Source organism: Pseudomonas agronomica (assembly GCF_025917275.1).
In the GTDB taxonomy this organism is placed as follows: Bacteria; Pseudomonadota; Gammaproteobacteria; order Pseudomonadales; family Pseudomonadaceae; genus Aquipseudomonas; species Aquipseudomonas agronomica.
The window spans coordinates 1-16,592 of record NZ_JAOSHO010000070.1 but is presented as its reverse complement, the minus strand read 5'-3'; the positions used below and the strand labels follow the sequence as shown (position 1 = coordinate 16,592).

At 63.7% G+C, this 16,592-nt stretch carries 15 protein-coding genes; 4 read left to right on the top strand and 11 right to left on the bottom strand.

The window, feature by feature from the left end; translation table 11 throughout:
* Positions 1 to 53: 53 nt before the first annotated feature.
* Positions 54 to 821, bottom strand: coding sequence for a transcriptional regulator GlcC (gene glcC, locus OC610_RS08240; protein WP_198795814.1), 768 nt, complete (start codon positions 819 to 821; stop codon positions 54 to 56).
* A 233-nt stretch (positions 822 to 1,054) separates the two neighbouring features.
* Between glcC and glcD the strand changes: the two genes are divergently transcribed.
* Genes glcD through glcF form a run of 3 tightly spaced genes read left to right on the top strand, consistent with a single transcriptional unit; the run spans position 1,055 to position 4,839 of the window.
* Positions 1,055 to 2,554, top strand: coding sequence for a glycolate oxidase subunit GlcD (gene glcD / locus OC610_RS08235; protein ID WP_264427379.1), 1,500 nt, complete (start codon positions 1,055 to 1,057; stop codon positions 2,552 to 2,554).
* A complete protein-coding gene (glcE, locus tag OC610_RS08230; protein ID WP_264427378.1) occupies positions 2,554 to 3,618 on the top strand; it encodes a glycolate oxidase subunit GlcE in 1,065 nt (354 codons plus the stop codon). The genes glcD and glcE overlap by 1 nt, the downstream gene beginning before the upstream one ends.
* A 3-nt stretch (positions 3,619 to 3,621) precedes the next feature.
* Entirely contained in the window at positions 3,622 to 4,839 is a 1,218-nt protein-coding gene (gene glcF, locus OC610_RS08225; protein ID WP_264427377.1) for a glycolate oxidase subunit GlcF, read from the top strand.
* Between the two features lie 111 nt (positions 4,840 to 4,950).
* On the opposite strand, the gene OC610_RS08220 is transcribed toward glcF, so the two are convergent.
* The 9 genes from OC610_RS08220 to OC610_RS08180 form a co-directional block, all read right to left on the bottom strand.
* Positions 4,951 to 5,331, bottom strand: a complete 381-nt coding sequence (locus OC610_RS08220; RefSeq protein WP_264427376.1) for a hypothetical protein — start codon at positions 5,329 to 5,331, stop codon at positions 4,951 to 4,953.
* A 10-nt stretch (positions 5,332 to 5,341) separates the two neighbouring features.
* Positions 5,342 to 6,574 (bottom strand): SfnB family sulfur acquisition oxidoreductase, encoded by a 1,233-nt coding sequence (locus tag OC610_RS08215; RefSeq protein ID WP_264427375.1) that lies wholly within the window; start codon positions 6,572 to 6,574, stop codon positions 5,342 to 5,344.
* A gap of 168 nt (positions 6,575 to 6,742) precedes the next feature.
* The gene (locus OC610_RS08210) at positions 6,743 to 7,519 is read right to left on the bottom strand and encodes an ABC transporter ATP-binding protein (protein ID WP_264427374.1); all 777 of its coding nucleotides are present in this window, start codon (positions 7,517 to 7,519) and stop codon (positions 6,743 to 6,745) included.
* Positions 7,520 to 7,571: 52 nt separating this feature from the next.
* Positions 7,572 to 8,906 carry an ABC transporter substrate-binding protein gene (locus tag OC610_RS08205; RefSeq protein WP_264427373.1) on the bottom strand — a complete coding sequence of 445 codons (1,335 nt, stop codon included), beginning with the start codon at positions 8,904 to 8,906 and terminating at the stop codon, positions 7,572 to 7,574.
* Between the two features lie 88 nt (positions 8,907 to 8,994).
* Positions 8,995 to 10,059 carry a branched-chain amino acid ABC transporter permease gene (locus OC610_RS08200; protein ID WP_264427372.1) on the bottom strand — a complete coding sequence of 355 codons (1,065 nt, stop codon included), beginning with the start codon at positions 10,057 to 10,059 and terminating at the stop codon, positions 8,995 to 8,997.
* A 4-nt stretch (positions 10,060 to 10,063) separates the two neighbouring features.
* Complete coding sequence (locus tag OC610_RS08195) at positions 10,064 to 10,945, bottom strand: branched-chain amino acid ABC transporter permease (RefSeq protein WP_264427371.1); 882 nt, start codon at positions 10,943 to 10,945, stop codon at positions 10,064 to 10,066.
* Positions 10,942 to 11,712, bottom strand: a complete 771-nt coding sequence (locus tag OC610_RS08190; RefSeq protein WP_264427370.1) for an ABC transporter ATP-binding protein — start codon at positions 11,710 to 11,712, stop codon at positions 10,942 to 10,944. The genes OC610_RS08195 and OC610_RS08190 overlap by 4 nt, the downstream gene beginning before the upstream one ends.
* Positions 11,709 to 12,671, bottom strand: a complete 963-nt coding sequence (locus tag OC610_RS08185; RefSeq protein ID WP_264427369.1) for an AMP-binding protein — start codon at positions 12,669 to 12,671, stop codon at positions 11,709 to 11,711. Before OC610_RS08185 ends, OC610_RS08190 begins: the two co-directional genes overlap by 4 nt.
* Positions 12,672 to 12,675: 4 nt before the next feature.
* Entirely contained in the window at positions 12,676 to 14,094 is a 1,419-nt protein-coding gene (locus OC610_RS08180) for an LLM class flavin-dependent oxidoreductase (RefSeq protein WP_264427368.1), read from the bottom strand.
* Between the two features lie 287 nt (positions 14,095 to 14,381).
* Between OC610_RS08180 and OC610_RS08175 the strand changes: the two genes are divergently transcribed.
* Positions 14,382 to 16,019 carry an ATP-binding response regulator gene (locus OC610_RS08175; protein ID WP_264427367.1) on the top strand — a complete coding sequence of 546 codons (1,638 nt, stop codon included), beginning with the start codon at positions 14,382 to 14,384 and terminating at the stop codon, positions 16,017 to 16,019.
* Between the two features lie 12 nt (positions 16,020 to 16,031).
* Here the strand turns inward: OC610_RS08175 and OC610_RS08170 are convergent.
* Positions 16,032 to 16,592: ABC transporter substrate-binding protein (locus OC610_RS08170; RefSeq protein WP_264427366.1), on the bottom strand; the 561-nt coding region annotated here is incomplete at its 5' end.

The following is a 16,592-nucleotide window of genomic DNA, read 5'->3' as shown; positions in this document are numbered from 1 at the left end:
GGAGGATAGCGTTCCGCTGAAACCAGGCCGGGCACCTGCCCAACGGTTGACCGCTACGCCCACCCCTCCAGCCGCAACGTGGCGCGCACCAGGCGTTGCTCTTCGTTTTCGATTTCCCTGAGGTTCTCGCAGATGCTCTGGATGTGGGCGATGGCCGCCTTGCGCGCCTGCTCCGGCAGCCGCCCGGTCACGGCGTTATAGAGCCGGGCGTGTTGGCGGTCGATCTGGCGCTTTTGCGGCTCGCGGTGGTAGAGGTTGTTGACCGAGGCAAACACCGAGCTGAGCAGCAAGTCCGTCAGCGAACGCAAGGTCTGCACCAGCACCGGATTGTGCGAGGCCTCGCAGATCGCCAGGTGAAACGCATGGTCGAGCCGGGCATGGACGCTGGCCTCCAGGGGACGGCTGTGGGCATCGAGCATGGCCTCGTAGCTGCGGGTAATCAGTACGAAATCAGCCTCGGTCCCGCGCAAGGCCGCCAGGCGCGCGGACTCGCCTTCGAGCAGGCTTCGGACCTCGAACAGATCATAAAGGGTGCGCGGCTGCGAGCTGAACAGGTGCATCAGCGGCGACGCCAGGCCATGCCCCGACAGGTCGGCCACGAACGACCCTTTGCCCTGCTCGGTCTTGATGATCCCACGTGCGCGCAGCAGCTTCAGTCCCTCGCGAAGCGCGGTGCGGGAGACACCGAGTTTTTCCGTTAATCGCCGTTCCGAAGGCAACAGCTGCCCGGTCTTGAGCACGCCATCGACGATCAGGCGTTCTATGCGCTCGCAGACCACGTCGGCGACTTGCGGATTACGGCGCGTCTCGAAGCTTTCCATCGAATCTCCAACTGGTATGACCAGCTCTGTCATCGGATCCATAGATGTTCAAACACAGCGATAGCTCGCTGATTTTTAACTGAATTTTCAAACAGCCAAAAAGAGCATGGTCGAAGAACTGGTTCGACCAGCCCAACAACACATGGACAGTAGAACGCCTCGGACCAATGATGCAAGTCAGCCGTATCAGAACAGACCTCGAATAAAAACAACTTGAGGGTCGCCTGCGAACCATGAACATTCTCTACGATGAACGCGTCGACGGCGTCTTGCCTGACGTGGACAAAAATGCACTGCTCCAGGCCCTGCAAACCCAGCTTCCCGACCTGGAAATCCTCCATCAGCGCGAAGCGCTCAAACCGTACGAATGCGACGGGCTCTCCGCCTACCGCACCACGCCCATGCTGGTGGTGCTGCCGCGTCACATCGAGGAAGTCCAAGGCGTGCTTCGCCTCTGCCATGAGCGCCAGGTGCCCGTCGTCGCCCGTGGCGCGGGCACCGGTTTGTCCGGCGGTGCGCTGCCGTTGGAGAAAGGCGTGCTGCTGGTGATGGCGCGCTTCAATAACATCCTCCACATCGACCCCGCCGCCCGCACCGCCCGGGTCCAGCCGGGCGTGCGCAACCTGGCGATTTCCCAGGCGGCCGCGCCGTTCGGCTTGTACTACGCGCCGGATCCCTCTTCGCAGATCGCCTGTTCAATCGGCGGCAATGTGGCGGAAAACGCCGGTGGCGTGCATTGCCTCAAGTACGGGCTGACCGTGCACAACCTGCTCAAGGTCGACATCCTCACCGTCGATGGCGAACACCTTACCCTGGGTTCCCAGGCCCTCGACTCACCGGGGTTCGACCTGCTGGCGTTGTTCACCGGTTCCGAAGGCATGCTCGGCGTGATTACCGAAGTCACGGTCAAGCTGTTGCCCAAGCCGCAGACGGCCAAAGTGCTGCTGGCGGCCTTCGATTCGGTTGAAAAGGCTGGCCGGGCGGTGGGTGACATCATTGCCGCCGGGATCATCCCGGGCGGTCTGGAAATGATGGACAACCTGGCCATTCGCGCCGCCGAAGACTTCATCCATGCCGGCTACCCGGTGGACGCCGAAGCCATTCTGTTGTGCGAACTCGATGGCGTGGAAGCCGACGTCCATGACGACTGCGACCGCGTGCGCCAGGTGTTGCAACAGGCCGGCGCCATCGACGTGCGCCAGGCTTGCGATGAGGCCGAACGCGTGCGTTTCTGGGCCGGACGCAAGAACGCGTTTCCTGCGGTGGGCCGCCTTTCGCCGGATTATTACTGCATGGACGGGACGATCCCCCGCCGGGAACTGCCCGGTGTGCTGCAAGCTATCGCGGCGTTATCGGCGGAGTACGGCCTGCGGGTCCCCAACGTTTTCCACGCTGGCGACGGCAACATGCATCCGCTGATCCTGTTCGATGCCAATCAGCCGGGCGAGCTCGATCGCGCCGAAGCCCTGGGCGGCAAGATCCTCGAATTGTGCGTGGAGGTCGGCGGCAGCATTACCGGTGAGCACGGTGTGGGCCGCGAGAAGATCAATCAGATGTGCGCGCAGTTCAACAGCGATGAGCTGACCGTGTTCCATGCGGTCAAGGCCGCGTTCGACCCGAGCGGGCTGCTCAACCCAGGGAAGAACATCCCGACGCTGCATCGCTGCGCCGAGTTTGGCGCCATGCATGTCCACATGGGTCAGCTACCCTTCCCTGAACTGGAGCGTTTCTGATGGGCGGCGAACACGATTTCGACGACAGCGCAGCGCTGCTGGAACAGGTCAGCCAGGCGCTGGGGAACGCCACGCCGCTGCGTATCCAAGGCTCCAACAGCAAGGCGTTCCTCGGACGCAGCGTGGCAGGCGAAATACTCGACACGCGTTCGCACCGCGGCATCGTCAGCTACGACCCGACGGAATTGGTGATCACCGCTCGCGGCGGTACGCCATTGGCAGAATTGTTCGAAGTCCTGGACGCGGCGCAGCAGATGCTGCCTTGCGAACCGCCCGCCTTCGGTGAAAACGCCACGGTGGGCGGCATGATTGCCTGCGGACTCTCAGGGCCACGTCGTCCCTGGTCAGGCTCGGTGCGCGATTTCATCCTCGGCACACGGGTCATCACCGGTCAGGGCAAGCACTTGCGCTTCGGCGGCGAGGTCATGAAAAACGTCGCCGGCTACGACCTGTCGCGCTTGATGGCCGGCAGCTACGGCTCGCTGGGCGTGGTGACCGAAGTGTCCCTCAAGGTCCTGCCAAAACCACGGCAGACCTTGAGCATCAGCCTGCAGATGGACGCCCAGCGTGCCTTGCAGCGCCTGGCGGAATGGGGGCAGCAACCGCTGCCCATCACTGCCGCGTGCCACGATGGCCAGCGCCTGAACTTGCGACTTGAAGGTGGCGAAGGCTCGGTGGCGGCGGCCCGCGACCGTTTGGGCGGCGAGCGACTGGACGCTTCGTACTGGCAGGACCTGAACGAACATCGGCTGAGCTTCTTCGATGAAGATCGGCCTCTCTGGCGTCTCTCCCTGCCGCCGAACACACCTCGCTTGCCGTTGCCCGGCGTCCAACTGATCGATTGGGGCGGCGCCCAGCGCTGGCTCAAATCCGATGCCGAAGCGACCTTCATCCGCTCGATCGTCGAACAAGTCGGCGGGCATGTGACCGGCTATACGCCTGGCCTGACCGACAGTCCTTTCCAACCGCTGCCCGACGCGTTGATGCGCTATCACCGGAACCTGAAGCAGCAACTCGATCCACGGGGCCTCTTCAACCCCGGTCGCCTGTACGCGGAGCTTTGAACCATGCAGACCACCTTGAGCGAAGACGCCCGCCAATTGCCCCGCGCCGAAGAAGCCGAACGCATCCTGCGCAGTTGCGTGCACTGCGGTTTCTGCAATGCCACGTGCCCGACCTATCAACTGCTGGGCGATGAACTCGATGGCCCGAGGGGGCGCATCTACCTGATCAAGCAGGTGCTGGAAGGCAACGAAGTGACCCGCGCAACCCAGGAGCACCTGGATCGCTGCCTGTCGTGCCGCAGCTGCGAAACCACCTGCCCCTCCGGCGTCGATTATCACAACTTGCTGGACATTGGCCGGGCGGTGGTCGATGCGGCAGTCCCGCGTTCACACGGCCAACGCCTGTTGCGCGAGGGGTTGCGTAGCGTGGTGCCCAATCGCGGGCTGTTCAAAGGGTTGGTGAGCGGCGGCCAGGTATTCCGCGCGTGGCTGCCAGACACGCTGAAAGCCAAGCTGCCCCGCAATGTGCGTCCACCAAAACCACGACCGACCACCCGCCATGACCGGCAAGTGCTCATGCTCGAAGGCTGCGTGCAACCAAGCCTCTCACCCAACACCAACGCAGCCGCCGCACGGGTACTGGATCGATTGGGAATCAGCGTCACCGCGATTCGCGAGGCCGGCTGCTGCGGGGCGGTGGACTATCACCTGGACGCCCAGGCCGCCGGCCTCGAACGTGCCCGGCGCAACATCGACGCGTGGTGGCCGGCCATTGAAAGCGGTGCCGAAGCCATCGTGCAAACCGCCAGCGGTTGCGGCGCCTTCATCAAGGACTACGGGCACCTGCTCAGCAGCGATCCGGCGTATGCCGACAAGGCCGCAAAAGTGAGCGCCCTGGCCAAGGACCTGGTTGAAATACTGCGCGACGAACCGTTGGATCAGCTCGGCGTAAGCAGCGACCAGCGCCTGGCCTTCCACTGTCCCTGCACGTTGCAGCACGCGCAAAGACTCGGGGGGGCGGTTGAAGCGATCCTGGAACAGCTTGGATTCAACCTCACGCCGGTGCCCGACAGCCACCTGTGCTGCGGCTCGGCGGGCACCTACTCGCTGACCCAACCCGAACTGTCCCGGCAACTGCGCGACAACAAGCTCAACGCTCTGGAAAGCGGACACCCGGAAGTCATCGCCACCGCCAATATCGGCTGTCAATCCCACCTCGACGGAGCTGGCCGAACCCCTGTCCGGCATTGGATCGAACTGGTTGAAGCGGCGTTGCCTTGAGCGAGCCCTGGACACCTCTTGTGGAAAGCAAACTGTAATGAGCCAGGCCGAGGTCGCACCGGGATCACTCAACCCGGTCCCAAGGCGAGCAACCGCAAAACCCGCTCACGCCTACCCTCCCTGCCCATCCGCCAACGCCGCGCCGTTGAGGTAATGGTCGCCCAGCAACCGACGCTGGGTCAGCAACGCCGGCTCGGCGGCGTCCGGCAATGGCCGCGGCAAGCTGCGCCCCGCCAACTCGAAGTACGCATGACCGGCCACGCGCGCCGCCTCCGCAGCGGCCAGGCGAAAGGCAATGGCGGTCGACTGGGACGCGTTGGCGCGTTCGAGCAGGGCATCGGCGGCGTCGATGCGGATGCGCAGGTCGCCCACCGCCGCGACCACCAGGGCTTCACGTCGCGCGCTGTGGTCGCGCAAGTAGTCCAGCAGAGCCGCCTCGACGTGGCGGGCATGGGCCAGGTCGCTACGACCTTGGGAATGTGAATGGGACATGCTCGATACCTCAGTTCCAGGAGTGACGTTGGGGCTTGATGTCGTTGAGAAGCTGGTTGCCCACCAAGTGATATTTCCAGCGTACGGGGTCGTGCAGGGTGTGGGTCCGCGCGTTGCGCCAGAACCGGTCCAGGCCCTGGCTGGCCGAGACGCTACGCGTGCCGCCCAGCTCCAGCAAACGGCTCGACGCCTCCAAGGCGATCTCGGTGGACAGCACCTTGGCTTGGCCAACGATTACGGAAGCCTCGGCGACTCGTTCCTCGCTGGGCTCAGCGACGGCACGGTCGACGGCTTGGGCCGCGCGTTGCAAAATCGCCTCGGCCGCTTGCAGGCGCCAGGCCAGTTCACCGATCAGCGCTTGGCCCAGCGGGTCCTGCCAACCATGTTGCAGACCGCTGTCGACCCAGGGGCGCGCCTGGCGGGCGACGCGCAGGGTCTCGGCGAAGGCTCCACGGGCAATGCCGGTGTCCACCGCAGCTTGGATAATCTGCGAGATCGGACCGTCGGAAGTGGGTTGGTCATAGGCCTTCCAGGCTGGCACCACGTCGATGGCAGGCACTCGCACGCCGTCGATGCGCACCTGGCCGCTGGCGGTGATGCGCTGGCCGAAACCGTCCCAACTGTCGATCACCGTCAGTCCAGCGGCATCGCGCGGCACCAGGGCGATGTGCACATGCCCCACCTCATCCACTCCGGCAACCGGCACGATGTGGGCGAACAATGCGCCGGTGCAGTAGGCCTTTTCGCCGTCGAGTACCGCCGTGTCGCCGTCGAAGCGGATCTGCGTCTGAAAGGTCGTGACGTATTGGCTGCGCGCTTCGGAAAAGGCGTTGCCGAAGCGATATCCCTGGAGCACCTTGGCAAAGTAACGTTGCTTCTGCTCTTCGCTGCCGGTCAAGCCGAGATTGCTGAGAACGCCGAAATGGTTTTGCGGTAGCTGGCCGAGGGATGAGTCGGCTGCGGAAATGATGGCGATCACCTCGCTGAGGGTGACATAGGACACCCCGGCACCACCGTAGGCCTTCGGCACGCTGATCGCCCACAGGCCGCTTTCGGAAAAGCGTTCCAGTTCATCCCAGGGCAGCCGTCGCTCACGATCGCGCAAGGCGGACTCCCGGGCGAAATCCTCCGCCACACGCTGCGCCACCTCGATGGCCTCGGCGTCGCTGCGAATGATATGGGCCGGGCGCCGAGGGGCCGGACGAGGCTGCTGGGACGGGGCCACGGTTGATGAATGGCTCATGTACTGCTCCTTGCGTAACGGGTTCACCCACAGCCAGAGCACAGTCCGTACCAACCCTTTAAACCCTTTGTATTCAAGGATTTGCGAACCGACAGCAGGCCTGGAAAAGCTCCTGCAACAGCAAACTGCGGATTCACTGTTGCCCACCAGACAGTGGATCTCGGGCACTCAACCGGTCTTGCCGCCCAGATAGAAATGCTGGATGTCTTCCCGCGCCGCCAACTCCGCACCGCTGCCCCCACCCACCACCCGACCGTTTTCCAAGACGTAGGCGTAGGTGGCACGGCGCAGGGCAACGTTGATGTTCTGTTCAGCCACCAGAAAGCTCATGCCTTCCTGGGCATTGAGCTGGGCGACGATGGCAAAAATCTCCTCGACAAGGATCGGCGCCAGCCCCATCGAGGGTTCATCCAGCAACACCAGCCGAGGCCGGGTCATCAGTGCCCGGCCGATGGCGAGCATTTGCTGCTCGCCGCCCGAGGTCAGTCCGGCCTGGGTCTTGCGCTTGGTCTTCAGGCGTGGGAACCAGGCGTAGATGCGCTCCAGATCCTGTTCCAGCTGCCGGCGCGTCGGCTTGCGCAGGAAACCGCCGCTGCGCAGGTTTTCCTCGACGGTCAGGTGGGCGAACACATGCCGCCCCTCCAGCACATGAACGATGCCTTGGCGGGCCAGCAGATTGGCTGCAACGCCGGCGGTATCCTGCCCCTGGAAAGTGATCCGGCCCCGGCTGACGTGCGCGCGGTCAGCCTGGACCAACCCGGAAATGGCCTTGAGCGTGGTGCTCTTGCCGGCGCCGTTGGCGCCCAGCAGCGCAACGATGTCGCCCTGCCCGACCCGCAGGGAAACTCCGGCCACGGCAAGGATCGCGCCGTCATAGATCGCTTCGATGTCGTGTACCGCCAATAGCTCACGGCTTGTAGTGCCGGCAACGGCCGCAATGGTCATGGTTGCTTCCTCCTCGGGCGCCGGTGCGCCCGGTTGTGTGTCGTGTGCATAGTCATTGCGCCGCGCAATCGCGGGCGGTCACACCCTTTTCCTTCGCATATTCGGCGGCCTTGGCATCGATCAACGGGCGCAACGTCGCGCGGTCGGCCTGGACCCAGTCGGTGATCAGCTTCCATTGCTGGCCGTCCCATTGCTGAACCTTGGCGGCCCCGCCCCCTTCGTGGTCGCTGCAAGACAGTTTCAGCGGCTGCATCAGCCCAAGGAAACCGATCTCCTTGAGACGGGCATCACCGAGGTCGAGGTGTTCAAGGCCCCAGCGACCTTCCTCACCGTTGAGCGGACGATTGCCGAATTTTTTCTGCCCGGTGCGGATCGCCTCGACGGCAATGGCGGCGTTCACCAGGCCGGAGTTGTAGTAGACGCTGCCGAAACTCTTCGGATCCTTGAGATCGCTCTTGCCGGTATCGAGGATGTACTGGCGAATGCGTTGGTGGATGTCGAAGTCGGCGCCGCCCGGATAAGGTGTCAGCGCCAGGTATCCCTTGCCCGCCTCCCCGGCCGGCAATACGTCTTCATTGGAACTGGCCCAGATGTCACCGACGATGCGCTCCACCGGGTAGCCGAAACGCGCCGCGGTCTTGATCGCCACTGGCGTGGACACGCCCCAGGTACGCAGGAACACCCAGTCCGGCTTCAACTGCCGCACCTGGCGCCACTGCCCGGCCTGTTCGTTGCCTGGGTCGGCCACCGCGATCTGGATGTTCTCGAAGCCATACTTCTGCGCCAGCAGCGCCAGCGGCCCCTGGGTTTCCCGACCGTAGGCCGAGTCGTGATAGACGGTGGCGATCTTCTTGCCCTTGAGCTTGTCCAGCCCACCCTCGCGCTCAGCCACGTAATTGATGAACGCCGAGGCCTCGCTGTAGAACGTCAGCATGGCCGGGAAATTATAGGGGAACACCCTGCCGTCGGTGGCCTCGGTACGGCCGTAGCCGAGGGTGATCAACGGAATCCGGTCAGCTTCGGCCTTGTCCGCGAGGGCATAGGCCGCCGGTGCGCCGTTGGGTGCGTAGATCGCTACCGGCGCGCCGTTGAGGCCGTTCTTGAAGCGCTCGTAGCACTCGATGCCCTTTTCCGCCGTCCATTCGGTCTCGCACTCCTGCCAGACCAGCTTCACGCCATTGATACCGCCTTCCACCTCGTTGATGTAGCGCAGGTAGTCGATCATTCCGGCCCACACCGGAATGCCGCTGGAGGCATAGGCGCCGACCCGGTAGGTGGCCAGGGGGAAGAACTGTTCGTTGGCGGCCTGGGCAGCCGGTACCAGCGCTGCATAGGCGCCCAATGCCAGGCCGATGGCGGCGAGGCTACGCTTGAAAGTTGCATGCATATCTATCTTCTCGGTGGGGGTCTTGTGCGGTGTTGGAAACCTCCTTTCCCTCGGCAGGGTCAAGGCTCGTCAGGTGGTGGGTCGGCGCTCAGAACCGCAGCGGCCAGACCCTGATGCGTTCGCGCAGGTCGCCGAGCAGGCGCGCCAGCCCTTCCGGTTCCTTGATCAGGAACCCGATGATCAAGGCGCCGAAGAGCACCTTCTGCAGGTTCTGCAGTTGCCCAGCGTCGACGTTGCCGTTGAACAGCCATTGCCCGGCATGGCTGAGCAGGATCGGCACGAGGCTGATGAAGGCTGCGCCGATGAAGTTGCCGGCAATGCTGCCCATGCCGCCGATAATGATGATGAACAGAATCTGGAACGAACGATTGATGTCGAAGCTGCCTGCGCTGGCCGTCCCCAGGTAGGCGAACGCCCAGAGCGCCCCGGCGATTCCCAGGTAGAACGAGCTGACGGCGAAGGCCATGCGCTTGTCGCGCTCCACGGCAATCCCGATCACGGCTGCGGCGGTGTCCATGTCGCGGATCGCCATCCAGTTGCGGCCGACCTGGCTGCGCACCAGGTTGACGGCCACCCAGGTCAGCAGCACCACGCAACTGAGGGTCAGCAGGTAGCGGCCGACCGGCGTCGCCAGGTTGTGGCCGAACAGCTCCAGGCGCGGCGCGCTGATGGTGCCGGACGAGGCGTAGTTGTAGAACCACGGGAACTTGGCGAACACCCACTCCAGGAAAAACTGCGAGGCCAGCGTGGTGACCATCAGGTAGAAACCCTTGATCCGAGCACTTGGAATGCCGAACAGCAGCCCGACCAACCCGGCAATCACGCCGCCGCCCAGCAACGCCAGTGGCAATGGCAGGCCCGGCACGCGCAGCAGCAGGCCATAGGTGGCAAACGCCCCCACCGCCATGAAGCCGGCGGCGCCCACCGAGGTCTGGCCGGTGTAGCCCGTCAACAGGTTCAGCCCCAGCCCCGCCAGCGATAGCACCAGGAAGGGGATCAGGATTGCGTTGAGCCAATAGTCGCTGCCCAGCCACGGCAACCCGACAAACGCAACCAACAGCAACGACAGCAGGCCCGGTCGCCAACGGCGACGCACCAGGGTCAGGGGTGCCTCGTCGAAGCTGGCGGTGAGGCGCGGAACAATAGCGGTCATGGCGTCATACCCGTTCAATGATCCGGTCGCCGAACAGGCCGGACGGACGGATGTAGAGGAAAATCAAGGCGAGAAAATAGGCGAACCAGGGCGTGATCCCGCCGCCGATCAGCGGGCCGATATAAGCCTCGGCGAGGTTCTCGGCCGCGCCGACGATCAGCCCGCCAACGATGGCGCCACCGATCGAGGTAAAGCCGCCGATGATCAGCACCGGCAACGCCTTGAGCACCACCAGCGACAGCGAGAACTGCACGCCTTGCCGCGCGCCCCAGAGCAACCCGGCGACCAGGCCGACCACCCCGGCCACGGCCCAGACGATCTGCCAGATGCGGTTGAGGTTGATGCCCAACGAGAGCGCTGCACGGGTATCGTCGGCCACGGCGCGCAGGGCGACACCGATGCGGGTCTTGTTGAACAGCAAGGCCAGCACCGCCACCGTCAGCCCCGAGACCCCGGCGGCGACCAAGTCGAACTGGCTGACCATGATGTCGCCCACGAACAGCGGGACGTCCTCGATGCCCAGGTCCAGCGCCCGCACCTGGGCGCCCATCAACCCTTGGGCCAGGCCTTCGATGATGAATGACAGGCCAAGGGTGGCCATGAACAGGGTGATCTGCGAGCGGTTGACCAGCGGACGCAGCACCAGCCGCTCGATCAACAATGCGCCGACGATCATCACCAGCACCGTCAGGACCAACGCCAGGGCGAAAGACAGGCCCCGCTCGCGCAAGCTGACAAAGGTCAGCGCGGCGAACAGCAGCATGGCGCCCTGGGCGAAATTGAATACGCCGCTGGCCTTGTAGATCAACACGAAACCGATCGCCACCAGGGAATACAGGGTGCCGGCCAACAGCCCGCCGACCAGGGTTTCCAAAAAGAAATTCATGAATGCGAGGCCCCCAGGTAAGCGGCAATCACATCGGGGTTGGCCTGTACTTGCGCGGGTGTGCCGTCACCGACCTTGCGTCCGTAATCCAACACCACCACATGGCTGGACAATCCCATGACCACCTGGATGTCGTGCTCGATGAGAATCACGGTGGTACCGAGATCGCGATTGATATCGGCGATAAAGCGGCTCATCTCCTGTTTCTCCTCGGCGTTCATGCCGGCCATCGGTTCGTCGAGCAACAACAGGGTCGGCTGCGCGATCAGCGCCCGTCCCAGCTCCACGCGTTTCTGCAAGCCGTAGGCCAGGCTGCCCACGGCGACGTCGCGCCAGGCTTGCAGTTCGAGGAATTCCAGCACCCGCTCGGCCCGTTCGGCGAACGCCCACGCCTCGCGCCGAGCACGCGGCAGGCCCAGGGCCTGTTCGAGAAAAAACGTGCGCTGGAAGCGCGACAGGCCGGTGAGCAGGTTGTCCACCACGCTCATCTTCTTGAACAGCGCATTGTTCTGGAATGTCCGGCCAATACCGAGCCGCGCCGCCTTCAGCGGATGCGGACGGTGCAACGGTTCGGCGGCGAAAAACAATTGTCCGGCGTCGGCCCGGTAGACCCCGTTGAGGATGTTCAGCAGCGAACTCTTGCCCGCGCCGTTCGGCCCGATCAAGGCGCAGATCTCGCCAAGCCTGACGCTGAACGAGAGGTCGGAAATCGCTTTCACGCCCCTGAACGACAGCGACACATTGCGCACCTCCAACAGCGCACTCATGCCGCTCGCTCCAAATATTCCTGCAACCACGCCGGGCCTTGCAGCACGGCGCCTGCGGGCGCGCTCGGCACCTCGATCCGGCGCAGTCGCTGGAAACCGAGCAGGTGCCGCACCCGCGCCTTGAGCCAGCGTCTGAAGCCACGGCGCGGATCATCCAGGGTCCATTCGCACAGCCGCCGGCGCCAACTGCCCGGCGTCGGCAGCCGGGCTTCTATTTCCGCCGCCAGCGATTCGACTCGCGCAGCGGACAGCAGCAAGGCCGTCGGGGCGATCTCGCGGCGATCGCGGCTGGCCGACTCGCGGTTTTCCGGGAAGGCCAAGCCTTCACCGCCCTCCAGCCAGCGACGGAACAGGTGCCCCAGCCCGTCACGCCATTCGGTGCCTTCATCGATCCACACCACCGCGTCGTCGGCAACCTGACCCCATCCTTGGCGCTGCGCTGTCGGCGCCTCGGCGACAAACAGCACCGACAGCGATTGCACCTGCCACAAGCCGCGGCGTACCGCGTTGGCCTGGGCTGAATACAAGCGCAGCGACCAATCTTCATCCAGGCCGCATTGCAGCCAGTGCGACACGCTTTCCCGGCGCTGGACAAAGGCGAACGCTGGACGGATCAAACGCAACTGGCGTCGCAAATCCTCACCCTGGCTGTCGCGGTCGATCACCACGCTGTGCCCGCCTAACTGACGCGCCGCCAATGCCAGGATCAGCAGGCTCGGCTCGAAGGCGCCACTCAATGCCAACCGCGCCCCCGAGGCAAACCCCTGTTGGCGCAGGCCATCGCAGACACGCTCGACCTCGCGTTGCACATCGATCCACCGCCAGGCCTTCCACACGCCGAGGCGTCGATGGCGCAAGGCGATCTGCGTCGGCCGCTCCCTGGCCCAACGTTGCAAAGCGACCAAGGCGTTGTCCGTCACGCTTTCAGGCAGTGGTGCATTGAGTTCGAAGAGGCTCATGCGCTTACTCCTCATCCACCAAGGCCGGCTCGGCGACACGGGTGCGCTGGCCCAGTCGACTCAAGTCCCGATAACCGGCACCCGGGTGGCTGGCGGGCAAGCGCGGGCCGTCACCGAACAGCTTGTCGCGCAGGGTGCCGGGGCGGTATTCGGTCTTGTACGCGCCGCGCTGTTGCAGCTCGGGCACCAGCAGGTCAACCACATCACGGAAGGTTTCATGGGCCAGCACATAAGCCAGGTTGAAGCCGTCCACATCGGTTTCCTCGACCCAGGCCTGCAACTCGTCGGCGACGGTTTGCGCACTGCCGACGATCAACGGGCCGAAGCCACCGATGCCGACCCAATCGGCCAGTTCCTGGACGGTCCACTGTTTGTCCGGGTCGGCGGTCGAGAACGTCTCCACGGCCGACTGGATAGCGTTGGTATGGATGTGCTTGAGCACCTGGTCGGGCCGGTACTGACCAAAGTCGATGCCGGTCCAGCCGGAAATCAGCGCCAGCGCGCCTTCGTAGCTGCTGTAGGATTTCAGCTCTTGCCACTTGGCCTGCGCCTGGGCGTCGGTCTCGTCGACGATCACCGTCTGCAAATTGAAAATCAGCACTTTGCGCGGATCGCGCCCGGCCTCAGCGGCACGCCGGCGGATATCGGCCACGGTCTTTTTCAGGATGACCTTGGACGGCGCCGCGACGAATACGCACTCCGCATGCCCGGCGGCAAAGTCCTTGCCGCGACTCGACGCACCCGCTTGATAGAGCACCGGCGTACGCTGCGGCGACGGCTCGCAAAGGTGGATGCCCGGCACCTGGAAATGCTTGCCCTGGTGACGGATTTCATGGACTTTGCTCGGATCGCTGAAGATGCCGCGCTCACGATCGCGCACCACCGCACCCTCCTCCCAACTGCCTTCGAACAGCTTGTAGAGCACCTCGAGGTATTCATCGGCGTAGTCATAGCGCGCATCGTGATCGCTCAGCGCCTTCTGCCCGAGATTGCGCGCCCCGCTGTCGAGGTAGGACGTGACGATGTTCCAACCGATCCGCCCCTTGGTCAGGTGGTCCAACGTGGACAGGCGGCGAGCGAAGGGATACGGATGCTCGAAGGTCAACGACGCGGTCAGGCCGAAGCCCAGGTGCTCGGTCACCAAGGCCATCGGCGTGATCAGCGCCAGGGGATCGTTGACCGGGACTTGGGTCGCCTGGCGGATGGCGGCATCGCCGTTGCCGCCGAGCACATCGTAGATACCGATCACATCGGCGATGAAGAGGCCGTCGAACTTGCCACGCTCCAGCAACTTGGCCAGGTCGGTCCAGTAGTCAAGGTCTTTGTACTGCCAGGCCCGGTCCCGGGGATGCCGCCAGAGACCCGGAGACTGATGACCGACGCAGTTCATCTCGAAGGCGTTCAAACGAATTTCACGTGGCATGGAAACTCCTGCTCGATAGATTCAGCACCCAGTCCCGGTGCTCTTTACTGCTCTATCAACACGATTCATGCCAAGAAAATTGTTCTTTGAATTTCAAATAGTTAGATATTTTCCCACCTGACAAGGGTGCTGGTTCATCCATAGAGATGTTGATCAGCTGTTCGGTGGCAAACAGTGGCCTGCTCGTTGGAAAAACCCGCAGGAGTCTCCCGACTGGGCTGTCCATGCAGAGGGGACAGCCGCTACGCTTGCCCAGGTCAGCAGCGGCTCATGGAGTTCGAAAGCCAATGGAGAAGAACAGTGAACTTGACCAGGCCACCCTGCGCCTGACCGTCAGCGCCTGCGCGCTGTTGTATATCGTCGTGCTGGCCGGCCTCGACCCGGGCGCCGCCAAGCGCTATGCGCCCATCATCATCTACATCGTCACGTTCATATGTGCCTCGGTGTTCCTGCGCATGGCAATCAAGCGCTGGCCAGGGCATTTCTTCTGGCGGCGTCTTTTCGCCATGGTGCATGACTACACCGGCATTGCGTTCGCCATGGTGCTGGGGGGCGAAGGCGCGTTGCCGATCTACGCGGCGCTGCTCTGGGTCACCCTGGGCAACGGGATGCGCTTCGGCTCGCGCTACCTGGCCCTGGCAACGGTCATTGCACTGTCGACCCTGGTGCTGATTTTCTGGCTCAACCCCTTTTGGCACACACAGCCCTACATGTTCCTGATGTTGATCGTCACGACCATCGTGGTGCCGGCCTATGCGCACATCCTGCTCAAACGCACACGCATTGCCTCCGAAGAGGCGATTGCCGCCAACCAGGAGAAATCACGATTCCTGGCACAGGCGAGCCATGACTTGCGCCAGCCGATCCATTCCATTGGCCTGTTCACCGCGTGCCTGAGGGACGCCAGGCTGGGCCTGGAGGAGCTGCGGCTGGTGGACAACATCGACCGCTCGCTGCACACCGTGTCGCAACTGTTCCGCTCGATCCTCGACATCTACACCCTGGATCACGGCAAGTGGGTACCGCAGGCTGACACCGTCCACTTGGGCGCCTTGCTGCAAGACGTCGTCAAGCAGAACACCGAGGCCGCGCGCTGGGCCGGCGTCGAGCTACGCCTGCGCGCCTGTCCCTATTGGGTCAATGTCAATCCCGGAATGCTGACCACCATGGTCCAGAACCTGCTGTCCAACGCCCTCAAATATGCGCCGGGACAACCGGTATTGATCGGTGTGCGGCGCCAGGGCAAGGGCCTGGCCGTGGTGATCTACGACAAGGGACGCGGCATCGCCAGCGAGCATCTTCCCGAGGTATTCAAGGAGTTTTATCGCGTGCGCCATGTCCGCGACAAGGACGTCGAGGGGCTCGGCCTTGGCCTATCCATCGTCAAGCGCATCAGCCAGTTGCTCAATGTCGACATCCACATCCGTTCGATAGTCGGCCAAGGCACCAAGGTGGCGATCAGCGGCCTGGAGCAAGCGGCACCCCGCACCTCGGCACCCAGGGTCTCCGGTGCCCGTGACCGCTTGAACGGATTACGGGTGTGCCTGGTGGAAGACGACGCCAACGTCCTGATGGCGACGTCCGCGCTGCTCGAGAAGTGGGGTTGCGATGTGCAAGGTCACAGTGACGGCGAAGGCTTGTCCAGCGACTGCGACATCGTGATCGCCGACTTTGACCTGGGCACCAAGGTCTCCGGTGCCGAGTGCATCGCCGCGATACGCGCCCAACGCGGCTGGGAAGTTCCGGCGCTGGTGATCACCGGACACGACATCGAGCGGATCCGCCAGTCCCTGCAAAACATGAATGTCTCGGTGCTGGCCAAACCCGTACGCCCGCCGGAGCTGCGAGCGGTATTGCTTGAGCAGCTCAAGGCCATGGATCGTCAGGGTGAGGCTCCAACCAAGTCGTCCTCGGAACCGGATTGAAAGTCCGGGTGGTCAATGACTGAAGGCCTGGCTGAAAGACGTGTCGATAATTCCAGCCGTGGCCAACGGAGCCGGCAGGGCCTTGACCTTGAACAGGAAGTCCGCCGTGCTCTGCAGGTCGGCGGCGGCCTGCGGGTCCACCGGACCGACATTCATGTGGGCCTGGCGCAACCAATGGCGCGAAACGTCCTGGTCCAGATTGGCTTTCTTCGCCCAGAGGTCAGCGTATTGATCGGTGTGGTTGTCGACCCAGGCGCGGGCCTGCTTCACGCGACCGAGGAAGTCGGCGATGGCTTCGCGCTTGTTGTCGATGGCCGGTGTCGAGGCGGCGATGGCGCTGAGGCCGGGCATCAGGTTCTTCGCCGTCAGGATCGGCCGGGCGCCCGAGAACAGGATCTGTTGCGAGATGTAGGGTTCCCACACCGGAAAGGCGTCGATACTGCCCTGGGGCAAGGCGGCGGCTGCATCGATGGGCATCAGCTTGATGAACTCGACGTGGTTGTCGGGCAAGCCGGCCTGCTCCAAGGCGCGCAGCGTAAGTTGCTGGCTCCAGGCGCCGGGCCAATAGGCGAC